Raw genomic sequence first — 13006 nt, forward strand, 5'->3', positions numbered from 1 at the left:
GGGCCCTCCGCGCGCGCGGAGGGCCCTTTCGGTTGTTCGCCGTCGGTCGGTCAGGGTTTCAGGACGAGGGTGTCGTTCGTTCCCTTGTCGACCGCCTGCCGGGTGAACGACCAGTCCAGCAGCTCGCCCTTGGCCCACTTGCTGGTCTGGTCCGTGTAGTGGGAGCTGTAGGCGTGCCCGGAGGCGCCGGTGAGGTTGATCCACTTCGACTTGTCGAAGTCGTCGAGGTTGACCACCATCCGCATCGACGGCACCCAGACCACGCCGTAGCCGCCTGCGGCGTTCCAGCCGGTCGCGTTGACCGTCGCCTCGCCGCCGCTGAGCTCCCAGGGGCCGCGGTTGAGGACGTACTGCAGGAAGCGGGGGCCGTTGGTGCCGAGGGTCTGGTTCTTCAGGAACAGGCGGTGCAGCCGGCCCCAGCTCCAGGTGTCGATGTCCTTGCCGAGCTTGGCGGTCAGCTCCCAGCGGGCGTCGATCATGGCTCGCTTGAAGAGATCGTCGCGGTTGTCGGCGGACGGGCGGGTGCCCGACTCGGGAGTCGTCCACCAGTCGCTGTTCTCGTCGTCCATCAGGCCGCGCACGACCTCGAACCAGCGGTCGCCGCCGTCCGGCTGGGCCTGGTCCGCGTCGCGCTGACCGCACTCGCGCACCCGCCGGTCCTCGTCCACCGGGCCGGTGGTGTTGACCGGCTCGACCCACAGGCACTGGCCCTTGGCGCGCAGTTCCTTGGGCAGCTTGTTGCCGAAGGCCAGCTTGAGGATGTTGCGCCAGACCGAGTTGAAGTAGGCGGCGGCCGCCGAGTCGGCGTCCTGGGTGTAGTCCCAGCCCTCCAGGAGCTTCTGCGCGTCGCGTACGTCCTTGTCGTCGACGTCGATCTTCAGCAGCTGCGGCACCAGCAGCTTGGCGATCTCGCTGCTGCTGTCCATCTGCATCTGCCGCATGTCCTCGGTGGAGATCTTGCCGCCGCCCTTGATCTTCGACTCGATCAGGTCGGTGATCCGCTGGCTGCGGGTGCCGTAGCCCCAGTCCGTGGTCAGCGTGTACGGGTAGTCCTTGCCGACGACGGCCTGGTTGGCGGTGACGATGTAGCCGCGCCGCGGGTCGTACTCGTAGGGCAGCTCGTCCTGCTCGATGTAGCCGGTCCAGCGGTACTTGGAGTCCCAGCCCGGTGCCGGGATGGAGCCGTCGTGGTCCTTCGCGCGCGTGGGGATCTTTCCGGGCAGTGTGTAGCCGATGTGGTTGTCGGTGTCGGCGTAGACGAGGTTCTGCGAGGGCACGTCGAACAGGGCCGCCGCGGCGCGGAAGTCGTCCCAGTCGGCCGCCTTGTTCATCGCGAAGACGGCCTCCATGGTGGTGCCCGGCTCCAGCGCGGTCCAGCGCAGGGCGATGCCGTAGCCGTCGCCGCGGTCGGGTGCGGCGGTGTCGACGGTGGCCTTCCTGCCGACCTTCACCAGTTCGTCGCTGCGGTCGGACAGCAGGGGGCCGCTGTTGGTCTCCCGGACCACGATCTTCTTGGACGCGCCGCCCGCGACCTTGATGGTCTCCTCGTAGGTGGTGAACGGCTTCACCTTGCCGTCGTAGAGGTAGCCGTCGCCGGTGAGCTTCTCCAGGTAGAGGTCGGTGACGTCGACGCCGGAGTTGGTCATACCCCAGGAAATGTCCGGGTTGTGACCGATTATCACACCGGGCATGCCCGCGAAGGTGTAGCCGGAGACGTCGTACTGGCACTTGCTGGAGACCGTGCGGCAGTGCAGGCCCATCTGGTACCAGACGGACGGCAGCGAGGCCGACAGGTGCGGGTCGTTGGCGAGCAGCGGCTTGCCGGTGATGGTGTGTTCGCCGCCGACGACCCACGAGTTGGAGCCGATGCCGTTGCCGTTCACGCCGACGGCCTCGGGCAGGTCCTCCAGCTCGTCGTAGAGGGCCGAGAGCTGGGTCTGGAGCGCCGAGGAGCCGGTGGACGAGGACGTGCCCGTCGAGGCGCCCGTGGACGTCCCTGTACCGCCTGTGGACGTTCCGGCCGTGCCGTCGGTGGAGGTGCCGCCGCCGTCGAACGTCTGGGTGAGTTCGTCGTACTGGCCCTGCTGGACGACGACCTGGTTCCGGTCGTACGGGTACCGCGGGTACAGGTCGGCGATCTGCTTGGGGCCGAGGCGGCTGGTCATCAGGGAGCGGTCGATCTCGTCCTGCATGTTGCCGCGCAGGTCCCAGGCCATCGCCTTCAGCCACGCCACCGAGTCGACCGGGGTCCACTTCTCGGGCTTGTAGTCGTTGCTGAAGCCGAGCGCCGCGTACTCCACGGAGATGTCCTTGGCGTCCTTGCCCTCCAGGTAGGCGTTGACTCCCGCGGCGTACGCCTGGAGGTACTTCTTGGTGGCGGCGGACAGCTTGGTGTCGTACTCCTGCTGCGCGACCCGCCGCCAGCCCAGCGTGCGCAGGAACTCGTCGTTGTCGACCTGGCCCTTGCCGAACATCTCCGACAGGCGTCCGGCGGTCATGTGCCGGCGGACGTCCATCTCGTAGAACCGGTCCTGCGCCTGGACGTAGCCCTGCGCCATGAACAGGTCCTCGTCGGAGGAGGCGTAGATCTGCGGGATGCCGTAGCCGTCGCGCTTGACGTCGACGGGTGCGGTCAGGCCCTGCAGCGTGATCGAGCCCTTGGTCTGCGGGAAGGAGGCGCGCACGGTGCTGACGGACCAGTACGCCCCACAGGCGGTGCCGCCCACGATGGCCAGCACCAGCACGAGCACGATCAGTCGGGCTTTGCGCCCCTTCTTCCTGCCGGACTTGCCGGGCTGCTGACCCGTTGAGGCGGTGGTGTTGGGGGGCATCGCTGTCCTTGCTGTCCTAACGCGAGCGGCAGGCGGTACTGGAGTGCTGGAGCAACCATAGGCGCAGGGCCCCACGCGACTTGACGCGGAGTGGTGAACCAGCACGGACTGACGTTCGATCTTGCCCGGGCAAGCGTCAAGAAATCGTCAAGAGTTAGGTAAGGTAACGAAGTAACTGCACCACTGGAAGGGAACGGCCGCTGAGTATCCACGACCTCAACGAACTCCTGCTCGTCTGCTCGCTCGTCCTGCTCGTCGCCGTGGCCGCGGTCCGGATCTCCTCGCGCAGCGGGCTCCCCAGCCTGCTCGTCTACCTGGGCATCGGCGTCCTCATGGGCCAGGACGGGATCGGCGGCATCCGCTTCGACAACGCCGAGCTGACCCAGGTCATCGGGTACGCCGCCCTGGTCGTGATCCTGGCCGAGGGCGGTCTCGGCACGAAGTGGAAGGAGATCAAGCCCGCCCTGCCCGCCGCGTCCGCGCTGGCGCTGGCCGGCGTCGCGGTGAGCGTCGGGGTCACCGCGGCGGCGGCGCACTACCTGGTCGGGCTGGAGTGGCGGCAGGCGCTCATCATCGGGGCGGTCGTCTCCTCCACCGACGCGGCGGCGGTCTTCTCGGTGCTGCGGAGGGTCCCCCTGCCCGCGCGCGTGACGGGCACGCTGGAGGCCGAGTCCGGCTTCAACGACGCGCCCGTGGTCATCCTGGTGGTCTCGTTCTCCATGGCCGGACCGTTCGAGCACTGGTACGTGCTGGTCGGCGAGATCCTGCTGGAGCTCGCCATCGGTGCCGCCATCGGCATCGCGGTGGGCTGGCTGGGCTCCTGGGGGCTGCGGCACGTGGCCCTGCCCGCCTCGGGCCTCTATCCGATCGCCGCGATGGCGATCGCCGTCGCCGCGTACGCGGCGGGCGCGCTGGCGCACGGCAGCGGATTCCTCGCCGTCTACCTCGCCTCGATGGTGATGGGCAACGCGCGCCTGCCGCACTGGCCCGCCACACGCGGGTTCGCCGAGGGGGTCGGCTGGATCGCCCAGATCGGCATGTTCGTCCTGCTCGGCCTGCTGGTCACCCCGCACGAGCTGGGCGACGAGATCCTGCCCGCGCTGGTCATCGGGCTGATGCTGACCATGGTGGCCCGCCCGCTGAGCGTTGTGCTGTGTCTGCTGCCGTTCCGGGTGCCGTGGCGGGAACAGGCGCTGATGTCCTGGGCCGGGCTGCGCGGCGCCGTGCCCATCATCCTCGCGACCATCCCCCTGGTGAGCGACGTGGACGGCAGCCGTCAAATCTTCAACATCGTCTTCGTACTGGTCGTCGTCTACACCCTCCTCCAGGGCCCGACCCTGCCCTGGCTCGCCCGCCTGCTGCGCCTGGGCGACGGCTCCGAGGCCGCCGACCTCGGTATCGAGTCGGCACCCCTGGAGCAGCTGCGCGGGCATCTGCTCTCCGTCAGCATCCCGCCCGAGTCGAAGATGCACGGCGTCGAGCTCAACGAGCTGCGGCTGCCGGCCGGGGCCGCGGTCACCCTCGTCGTCCGGAAGGGCACCTCGTTCGTGCCGCTGCCGACGACCGTGCTGCAGCGGGGCGACGAGCTGCTCGTGGTCGCCACGGACCCGGTGCGGGACGCGGCCGAGCGGCGGCTGCGGGCGGTCGGGCGCGGCGGCAAGCTGGCCGGGTGGCTGGGGACGAACGGACCGACCTAATCCCAGGTGGACGAACCCCAGGTGCTCATCTTCACAGGTGCACCCGGCCCTCACACCTGTAGGATGCAGGCGTTACCCAGATCGAACCAACTCTGCCTGACGCAGAGCTGGCGCGACCGTATGGCGGCCGGGAAAAGCCCTTCGACGCAGTGGGCGCCGGTATCTACCGCAGTGCGCGCAAGAGGACAGCTCTCGGCGCCCGGCCCACCACAAGCGGGCCGCGCTACCAGGCGGCAGAAAGGCAAGGGCCGTGGCGTCCACGGTCACCTCGTCGAAGACCTCCCGCCCGGGATACGGGCAACTGCTGCGCACCCGCGGCGCCTGGACGTTCCTGCTCCCCGGGTTCGCCGCACGCCAGCCGTTCGCGATGCTGACGATCTCCATCGTGCTGCTGGTGCAGCACACCACCGGCTCGTACGGCACGGCAGGCGCCGCCGCGGCCGTCACCGGCGTCTCCATGGCGCTGTTCGCGCCCTGGACCGGCCGTCTGGCGGACCGCTTCGGGCAACGCGCCGTACTGATCCCCGGTGTGCTGGTGCACGCCCTCGCGGGCCTCAGCCTGACGGCACTCGCGCTGGCGGACGCCCCCCTGTGGGCGCTGTTCGCGGCGGCCGTCCCCACAGGCGCCTCGGTGCCGCAGGTCGGCCCCATGGTGCGGGCCCGCTGGGGCGTGAAGCTCCAGGGCTCCCCCCTGATGAACACCGCGGCGGCCTTCGAGTCCGTCACGGACGAGCTGACCTTCGTCGTCGGCCCGCTGCTCGCCACCGCCCTGTGCACCGCCGTGGACCCGGCGGCGGGCCTGGTGACCGAGGCCGCGCTGACCCTGGTCGGCGGTCTGCTGTTCGCCGCGCAGAAGAGCACCCAGCCGACGGTCACCACCGGCGGGCACGCGCGCGTGGAGCACGCCTCGGCGCTGCGCGTCCCCGGAGTGCGGGTGCTGGCCGTGGCGTTCCTCGGCATCGGTTCCGTCTTCGGCGGCATGCAGGTCTCACTGGCCGCGTTCACCGAGTCGATCGGCGAGCCCGGCCTGAACGGCGTCCTGTACGGGATCTTCGCCGCGGGCAACATGCTCTCCGGCGTCGCGTGCGGCGCCATCGCCTGGAAGGCGGCCCCGCAGCGCCGCCTGGTCGTCGGCTACGGCGCCCTCGCGCTGGCCGCCGCCGGCCTGTGGGCCGCGCACTCGGTGCTGCTGCTCGCCGGGCTCGGCCTGCTGGTCGGCATGTGCATCGCGCCCGCCCTGATCACCGGCTACACCCTGGTCGAGGACCTGGTCCCGGCCGGGGCGCGCACCGAGGCGTTCACCTGGCTGACCGGCGCGGTGGCGCTCGGGCAGGCGGGTGCCGTCACGGTCGCCGGACAGCTGGAGGACCGCTTCTGGGACGGCGCCGGGTTCCTGGTCCCGCTCGGGGGTACGGCGCTCGCGCTGGCGACCCTGGTCGCCCTCAGGCCGCGGCTGGTCGCCCGCCCCCGGAGCCGTACCGTCGCACGTGGCGTCGGTCACCGCGCGCCGGTCCCAGTGGACTGATCCCGAGGAATACGTCACTATGGACCGTCGTTAGCACTCATCGAGTGAGAGTGCCAGGAGGAAGACAGTGCCGACCTACCAGTACCAGTGCACCGAGTGCGGCGAGGGCCTTGAGGCGGTGCAGAAGTTCACCGATGACGCCCTGACCGAGTGCCCCAGCTGCGAGGGCCGCCTGAAGAAGGTGTTCTCCGCGGTCGGCATTGTCTTCAAGGGCTCCGGTTTCTACCGCAACGACAGCCGCGGCTCCTCGTCGAGCAGCTCGACGGCGTCCACGAGCTCGTCCTCGTCGTCCTCGTCGTCTTCACCCTCGTCCTCTTCGTCCTCGGACTCGAAGGCGTCGAGCGCGGGGACGTCGTCCAGCAGCACCGCCGCCTGAGGCACGCGCACGCACACGCACGGGGCCCCGCCGTCGTACAACTGGTGGGGGCCTCGCAACTGGTGGGGGCCTCGGTCTTCCGCCACCAGCTCCTGTGGTCACCCCGACGGCGGCTACTGTGCAGAGCATGGCGAACGCAGAGATCGGTGTAATCGGCGGCTCAGGCTTCTACTCGTTCCTCGACGACGTGACCGAGCTCCAGGTGGACACGCCGTACGGGCAGCCCAGCGACTCCCTCTTCCTCGGCGAGATCGCCGGGCGGCGGGTCGCCTTCCTGCCCCGGCACGGACGCGGCCACCATCTCCCGCCGCACCGGATCAACTACCGGGCCAACCTCTGGGCACTGCGTTCGGTCGGCGTGCGCCAGGTCCTCGGGCCCTGCGCGGTGGGCGGGCTGCGCCCCGAGTACGGCCCGGACACGCTACTCGTCCCGGACCAGCTCGTCGATCGTACGAAGGCGCGGGTGTCGACGTACTTCGACGGACTGCCGCTGCCCGACGGCACCGTGCCCAACGTGGTGCACGTGTCCCTGGCCGACCCCTACTGCCCCACCGGACGGTCGGCGGCCCTGAAGGCCGCGCGCGGGCGGAACTGGGAGCCGGTGGACGGCGGCGCGCTCGTGGTGATCGAGGGGCCGCGCTTCTCCACCCGTGCCGAATCGTTGTGGCACCAGGCGCAGGGCTGGTCGGTGGTGGGCATGACCGGCCACCCCGAGGCGGCGCTCGCCCGAGAACTGGAACTCTGCTACACCTCGCTGACCTTGGTCACCGACCTGGACGCGGGCGCCGAGACCGGCGAGGGCGTCTCGCACGAAGAGGTGCTGCGGGTGTTCGCCGCGAACGTGGACCGGCTGCGGGGGGTGCTGTTCGACGCGGTGGCGGCGCTGCCCGCGAACGACGAGCGGGACTGTCTGTGCGTGAACGCGCTGGGCGGGATGGACCCGGGCTTCGAGCTGCCGTGATGCCTGCTGTTGGGCTTGCCTGTTGTTGGGCTGTGGCGGCGGAACGTCCCGTTCGGGTGAGGGAGTTGTCCACAACCCGTCGGTAGTACACGAGCCTCGGCGGGCGACGGCGCGAAGCCTCATCGTGGGCTGCAACCGATCCGTCGTCACAGGTGGTGGTCCTCGTGTCCTTCGCTGCGCCCTCCGTACCGTCCTCCGCTCCGCGTCCTCCCCGCCCACTCGGCACCGACGCGCCTCCGACCTGCGAGGTGCCGCACTTCGCTCCCGTTCGCGTACGCGGCGGGCGGTATCCGCTGCGCCGGTTCGTACGGCATCGGCGGCGGGCCCTGGCCGCCGGGCTCGCGATCACCGCCGCCGCGCTGGTGGCGGCCGGCCCGCGCGCCCCGGCCGACGCTCATCGGGGCGACCGGGCCCGCGGGCACCCCGTGGCGGACCGGGCGGCGGAGCACCGGGCCGTGGAGCGGGTGTCCGCGCCCGTGCGGATCGCCGACGCGGCGACGGTGCGGCTGCTGCGCCCCGGCGACCGGGTCGACGTCGTCGCCGCCGGGGAGACGGCGACGGGCGGTGCGGCTGGTGTGGTCGCGCGCGGTGCTCTGGTGACCAAGGTGCCCGAGCCGCTGGACGGCGAGGTCGAGAGCGGGGCGCTGGTCGTGCTCTCGGTTCCGCGTGCCACCGCGGCACGTCTGGCGGGCGCGAGCGCGACGGCTCGGCTGGCGGTGACGTTGTGCTGAACCGCGTCTTGCGCGTTGTGCGCGACTTGCTGTCAAGTCTCTCCTTCAAGCTACCGAATTGGACACGGCCGCCTCGCCCTGCCGTAGGTTGCGGAACTGTTTGTTCCACTATCCGCAGATGCGATGAGAAGAGGCCACGAGGTGAGCGAGAAGAAGGAACCGAGCGTCTGGCAGGGCTTCAAGGCCTTCCTGATGCGCGGGAACGTCGTCGATCTGGCAGTCGCGGTGGTCATAGGCGCCGCCTTCACCAACATCGTCAACTCGGTGGTGAAGGGCGTCATCAACCCGCTGGTCGGCGCGATCGGCACCAAGAACCTCGACAGCTACAGCTCGTGCCTCAAGGGCCCCTGCACCGGTACCGGCGACACCGCGACCGGCGTCCGGATCCTGTGGGGCTCGGTCCTCGGCGCCACGCTCACCTTCCTGATCACCGCGGGCGTCGTCTACTTCCTGATGGTCCTGCCCATGTCGAAGTACCTGGCACGGGTGGAGGCCCGCAGGAAGGCGAAGGAGGGCACGCAGGAGGTCATCGAGGCGACCGAGCTGGAGGTGCTCAAGGAGATCCGCGACGCGCTGGTCGCACAGCGCGGCTCGGGGCACAACCAGCAGTAACGGCTCAGATGTGGTGGGGCGGCTTCTCGTCGAGGAAGCGCTTCAGGTCGTCGGCCGCGTCACCACCGGAGCCGGGCCGCTCGCCCCACCCGCGATCGGTGTCGTCCGAGGACGGCTCGTCCAGCGGATCGTCGAAGACCAGCGCGGCCTTGGGCTCACGCGGCTCGGGGGCGGGGGAGGTACTCATGCCTCCAGGGTACGGGGCGGATACCGACGGAGACCGGGGCCAGGATGCCGGGTTGATCCACTCTTGCGAAGATTTTCCAGCCGGTCTCTGCTGTGCTTGGAATCACGTGGAGGAGAACGACGCGCTGGGCGACTGGTGCCGATCGCGGCGGGTGGCCTGCCGATCGCGTTTTCCGCCTGGTGGGTCTATTTCGTGGTGCCGATCCACGGGCGCCTGCGCTCCAGCCGGGAGGCGTTCGTGTGGGGTTACGGCCACTACCTGGTCTTCGCCTCGGCGGCCGCGATCGGTGCGGGCCTGGAGGTGGCCGTCGAGCAGACGGTCGGCAAGGCGCACATCTCCACGCTGTCCGCGTCCGCCGGGGTGACGCTGCCGACGGCGCTGCATCTGCTCACCGTCCGGGCCCTGCACTCACGCCACTTCAAGGGCGGTATCGCCCAGCAACTCGTGCTGCAGACGGCGGCGTTGCTGGTGATCTGCTGCACCTTCCTGCGCGGCGGTCCTCGCGGCGGGCGTCGTGTTGGCGTGGCGGTCGTGACCGGGACGACCCTGACGGCACGTATGGCCGCCCGGGGGCGCGAGGCGCAGGCGGGCACGCCGACCGCCTGACTCCCGGAGCGCGCTGGGGAAACGCCCGCCGGGGCAGGAGACTTGCCCCATGACAGTTGATGCTCTGACAGACGTGACCGGCCTGCGAGTGGGGCACGCGACGCGCGCCGGCGGCGGCTGGCTCACCGGCACCACCGTCGTCCTGGCACCCGAGGGCGGGGCCGTCGCCGCGGTGGACGTGCGCGGTGGTGGCCCCGGCACCAAGGAGACCGACGCCCTCGATCCGCGCAACGTGGTGCAGAAGGCCGAGGCGGTGGTGCTGACCGGCGGCAGCGCGTACGGGCTCGACGCGGCGTCGGGTGTGATGGCCTGGCTGGAGGAGCGGGGGCGCGGCGTGCGCGTCGGGCCGGATCCGGCGCATGTCGTGCCGGTGGTGCCCGCCGCGTGCGTCTTCGACCTGGGCCGGGGCGGCGACTTCCGGGCCAGACCGGACGCGGCCCTCGGCCGGGCGGCCGTCGAGGCGGCCGCGGCGAGCGAGATCGGCGCGCCGGTGCCGGAGGGCTGCGTGGGCGCGGGTACGGGTGCGGCGGTCGGGCCGATGAAGGGCGGGGTCGGCACCGCGAGCGTCGTCCTCGGCTCGGGGATCACCGTGGCCGCGCTGGTGGTAGCCAACGCGGCGGGGTCGGTGCTGGATCCGGAGACGGGGGTGCTGTACGGGGAGTTGTTCCAGGGGCGCGTGAACTACCCCGAGGCGCAGGTGCACGAGGCGGCACGCACGCGGCTCGCCGAGAGCGCGGCGCGGAACATGCCGCCTCCGCTGAACACCACGCTCGCGGTCGTCGCCACGGACGCGGACCTGACCAAGGCGCAGGCGCAGAAGCTGGCGGGCACGGCACACGACGGCATCGCCCGCGCGGTGCGGCCGGTTCATCTGCTGCACGACGGCGACACGGTCTTCGCGCTGGCGACCGGGGCGCGCGCCCTCGACGCCGCGCAGCCGCTGGCGCTGAACGAGATCCTGGCGGCGGGCGCGGACGTGGTGACGCACGCGATCGTGCGGGCGGTCCGGGCGGCCGAGTCGGTGGAGGGGGCGGGGGAGGGCGGGGGGTGGCCCTCCTACACGGAGCTGTACGGAGGGAGTTGAGGAGCTGAGCGGGCCGCCGCCCGCGTCGAGTTCAGCGATTGTCCTGGTTCTGTCACGTGATGGCGTTGCTGGTGAGCGGAGGGAACCCCACCGGTCCCCGGTTCCCTCTTTCTCCACGCACCGGAGCGGATCACCCACATCACACGAACATGGAGCAGCCCGTGACAACGCCGGACATAGCAACGCGGCGCACGCTGGGGGCCTGTGCCGCCCTGATGGCCGGCGCGCTCGCCCTCACCGCCTGCAGTGGCAGTGCCAAGGCCGGCAACGACGGCAAGCGGGGCGGCAGTGGCGGCGAGGCGAAGACCTCGGCGCCGCGGATCGTCATCTCGGCCAAGGACGGCTCGACCGGCGCGTCGATCAACACGACCGGCGTGCAGGTCAGCGACGGGAAGCTGACCGAGGTGAAGATGACGGTGGCGGAGACGGGGCAGGCCGTGCCGGGCGCCATCTCCCCGGACGGGCGGAGCTGGAAGCCGAAGGAGCAGCTGGAGCGGGGCACGAAGTACGAGATAGCGGCGACCGCGAAGGACGCGAGCGGCAGGGCCACCGCCGCCGATTCCACGTTCACGACCGTGACGGCGGCGAACAGCTTCATCGGGACGTACACGCCGGACAACGGGACGACGGTCGGGGTCGGGATGCCGGTGTCGTTCACGTTCGACAAGGCGATCAGCGACAAGAAGGCCGTGCAGTCGCACATCACGGTCACGTCGAGCAGTGGGCAGAAGGTGGTCGGGCACTGGTTCGGGGCGCAGCGGCTCGACTTCCGGCCCGAGGAGTACTGGAAGGCCGGCTCCAAGGTCACGATGAAGATCGACCTGGACGGGGTGGAGGGCGCGAACGGCGTCTACGGGGTGCAGAAGAAGACGGTCACCTTCACGATCGGGCGCTCGCAGGTCTCCACGGTGGACGCGGGCACGCAGACCATGACGGTCGTGCGCGACGGCAGGACCATCAGGACGGTCCCGATCTCGGCGGGCAGCCCGGAGTTCCCCACGTACAACGGGCAGATGGTGATCTCGGAGAAGCTGGCGGAGACGCGGATGGACAGCCGTACGGTCGACCTCGCCGACGCGTACAACATCCCGGACGTGCCGCACGCGATGCGGCTGACCACGTCCGGCACGTTCCTCCACGGCAACTACTGGTACAAGAAGGCCAATCCGCCCTTCGGCCGCTTCGGCAGCAGCCACGGCTGTGTCGGGCTCCTGGACGTGCAGGGCGGGCAGGGGGACACTCCGGCCAAGTGGTTCTACGACAACTCGCTCATCGGGGACGTCGTGATCGTGAAGAACTCCGCCGACTCCACGGTGGCGCCGGACAACGGGCTCAACGGCTGGAACATGGCGTGGAGCGAGTGGATCGCGGGGAGCGCCGACTGACCGCACGCCGACCCGGAGATCCGGGAGATCCGGGAGATCCGGGAGGTCCGGGAGTCCTGTACGACGGCCGTCCGACCAGCGGCTTTTGACGGAGCGTCGGGTCGCGTGGGAACTTCTCGCGCGACCGGGCCGTTTTCCCGGCGTACGTTTTCTCGGTTCCCGGACATGATGTCCGACCGAGGGGCTACGGTATGCACCCACAAGGTGACATGCAGCAACGCCGGGAGAAACCTTGAGCGTTCCGTACGAGACGGCAGCGTACGAACCACCCGATTCGCCCGAGTCTCCGGAGGAGCACCTCGCGCGTCTGCTCGGACGCGCCCTGAACTCGTTCGAGCTGCCCGACGAGACGATAAGGCGGCTCGACAGCGCGCTGGCGCACGACAGCTCGCTGCACTCCGCGCACCACAGCGCGGGTCTGCACCAGGAGACGTACCGGCACACCTGGCTGCTCGCCGACGGCTCGGCGCTCACCCTCTGGGAGCTCGTCCACAACACCACGCCGGGCGGGGCCCCGCAGCACGAGGTGTACGTCGACTCGGAGGAGTTGCAGGCAGCGGGCGCCCGGCTCGCGCTGCCGCCGGACACGCCGGACTTCGAACTGCCGGTGCCGGTGGAGCTGTCGTCGATTCCGATGCCCCGGCACGCGTACGTACCGGACGACTCGGCGGATCACGCGCGCCGGCTGCTGCGCCGGGCGGAGAATCCGGACCGGCCCGGCGCGGAGACGGCCGCGCTGCTCGCCACGGCGTGCGCCCACCAGATCACGCAGGCCTTCGGGCGCCCCTGCCGCGCGGGACGCGCCGGGCTGGGTTTCTCGCTCTACGAGCACGCGTTCCTGCTGTGCGACGGGCAGGAGGTCTCCCTGTGGGAGGTCGAGCACACGGCCACGCCGGACGGGCGGCACATGTGCGAGGTGTACACGACCGAGGACGCGGCCCGGGAGGCGATGGAGCGCAGGGCCGCGCATCTGTCGTGAGGGGCGGGACGCGATCTGAACCGACCGCGCGG

The 13006-nt window shown here is 70.6% G+C and carries 11 protein-coding genes and 1 pseudogene; 10 read left to right on the plus strand and 2 right to left on the minus strand.

The window, feature by feature from the left end:
- Window positions 1–50: 50 nt before the first annotated feature.
- Entirely contained in the window at window positions 51–2831 is a 2781-nt protein-coding gene (locus KWI83_RS31095; protein ID WP_218517711.1) for a penicillin acylase family protein, read from the minus strand.
- 200 nt (window positions 2832–3031) lie between these two features.
- Between KWI83_RS31095 and KWI83_RS31100 the strand changes: the two genes are divergently transcribed.
- The 6 genes from KWI83_RS31100 to mscL all read left to right on the plus strand — a co-directional run bounded on the left by KWI83_RS31100 (window position 3032) and on the right by mscL (window position 8733).
- Window positions 3032–4528, plus strand: a complete 1497-nt coding sequence (locus tag KWI83_RS31100; RefSeq protein WP_218517754.1) for a potassium/proton antiporter — start codon at window positions 3032–3034, stop codon at window positions 4526–4528.
- 250 nt (window positions 4529–4778) lie between these two features.
- Window positions 4779–6053, plus strand: a complete 1275-nt coding sequence (locus KWI83_RS31105; protein ID WP_218517712.1) for an MFS transporter — start codon at window positions 4779–4781, stop codon at window positions 6051–6053.
- A 67-nt stretch (window positions 6054–6120) separates the two neighbouring features.
- Complete coding sequence (locus KWI83_RS31110; protein WP_218517713.1) at window positions 6121–6429, plus strand: FmdB family zinc ribbon protein; 309 nt, start codon at window positions 6121–6123, stop codon at window positions 6427–6429.
- A gap of 127 nt (window positions 6430–6556) precedes the next feature.
- Complete coding sequence (locus KWI83_RS31115; protein ID WP_218517714.1) at window positions 6557–7390, plus strand: S-methyl-5'-thioadenosine phosphorylase; 834 nt, start codon at window positions 6557–6559, stop codon at window positions 7388–7390.
- A 164-nt stretch (window positions 7391–7554) separates the two neighbouring features.
- A complete protein-coding gene (locus KWI83_RS31120; protein WP_218517715.1) occupies window positions 7555–8121 on the plus strand; it encodes a hypothetical protein in 567 nt (188 codons plus the stop codon).
- Between the two features lie 141 nt (window positions 8122–8262).
- Window positions 8263–8733 (plus strand): large conductance mechanosensitive channel protein MscL, encoded by a 471-nt coding sequence (mscL, locus tag KWI83_RS31125; RefSeq protein ID WP_218517716.1) that lies wholly within the window; start codon window positions 8263–8265, stop codon window positions 8731–8733.
- A 4-nt stretch (window positions 8734–8737) separates the two neighbouring features.
- On the opposite strand, the gene KWI83_RS31130 is transcribed toward mscL, so the two are convergent.
- The gene (locus KWI83_RS31130; RefSeq protein ID WP_218517717.1) at window positions 8738–8920 is read right to left on the minus strand and encodes a hypothetical protein; all 183 of its coding nucleotides are present in this window, start codon (window positions 8918–8920) and stop codon (window positions 8738–8740) included.
- A 106-nt stretch (window positions 8921–9026) separates the two neighbouring features.
- Between KWI83_RS31130 and KWI83_RS31135 the strand changes: the two are divergent.
- The 4 genes and pseudogenes from KWI83_RS31135 to KWI83_RS31150 all read left to right on the plus strand — a co-directional run.
- A pseudogene (locus KWI83_RS31135) lies at window positions 9027–9526 on the plus strand (low temperature requirement protein A); the annotation flags it as partial.
- A 49-nt stretch (window positions 9527–9575) separates the two neighbouring features.
- A complete protein-coding gene (locus KWI83_RS31140; protein WP_218517718.1) occupies window positions 9576–10610 on the plus strand; it encodes a P1 family peptidase in 1035 nt (344 codons plus the stop codon).
- Window positions 10611–10771: 161 nt separating this feature from the next.
- Window positions 10772–11995, plus strand: coding sequence for an Ig-like domain-containing protein (locus tag KWI83_RS31145; RefSeq protein WP_218517719.1), 1224 nt, complete (start codon window positions 10772–10774; stop codon window positions 11993–11995).
- A 232-nt stretch (window positions 11996–12227) separates the two neighbouring features.
- Window positions 12228–12974: a DUF6227 family protein gene (locus KWI83_RS31150; protein ID WP_218517720.1), complete on the plus strand. Its 747-nt coding sequence runs from the start codon at window positions 12228–12230 to the stop codon at window positions 12972–12974.
- Window positions 12975–13006: the final 32 nt, after the last annotated feature.

Source organism: Streptomyces sp. TRM70350 (assembly GCF_019219825.1).
Taxonomy (GTDB): domain Bacteria; phylum Actinomycetota; class Actinomycetes; order Streptomycetales; family Streptomycetaceae; genus Streptomyces.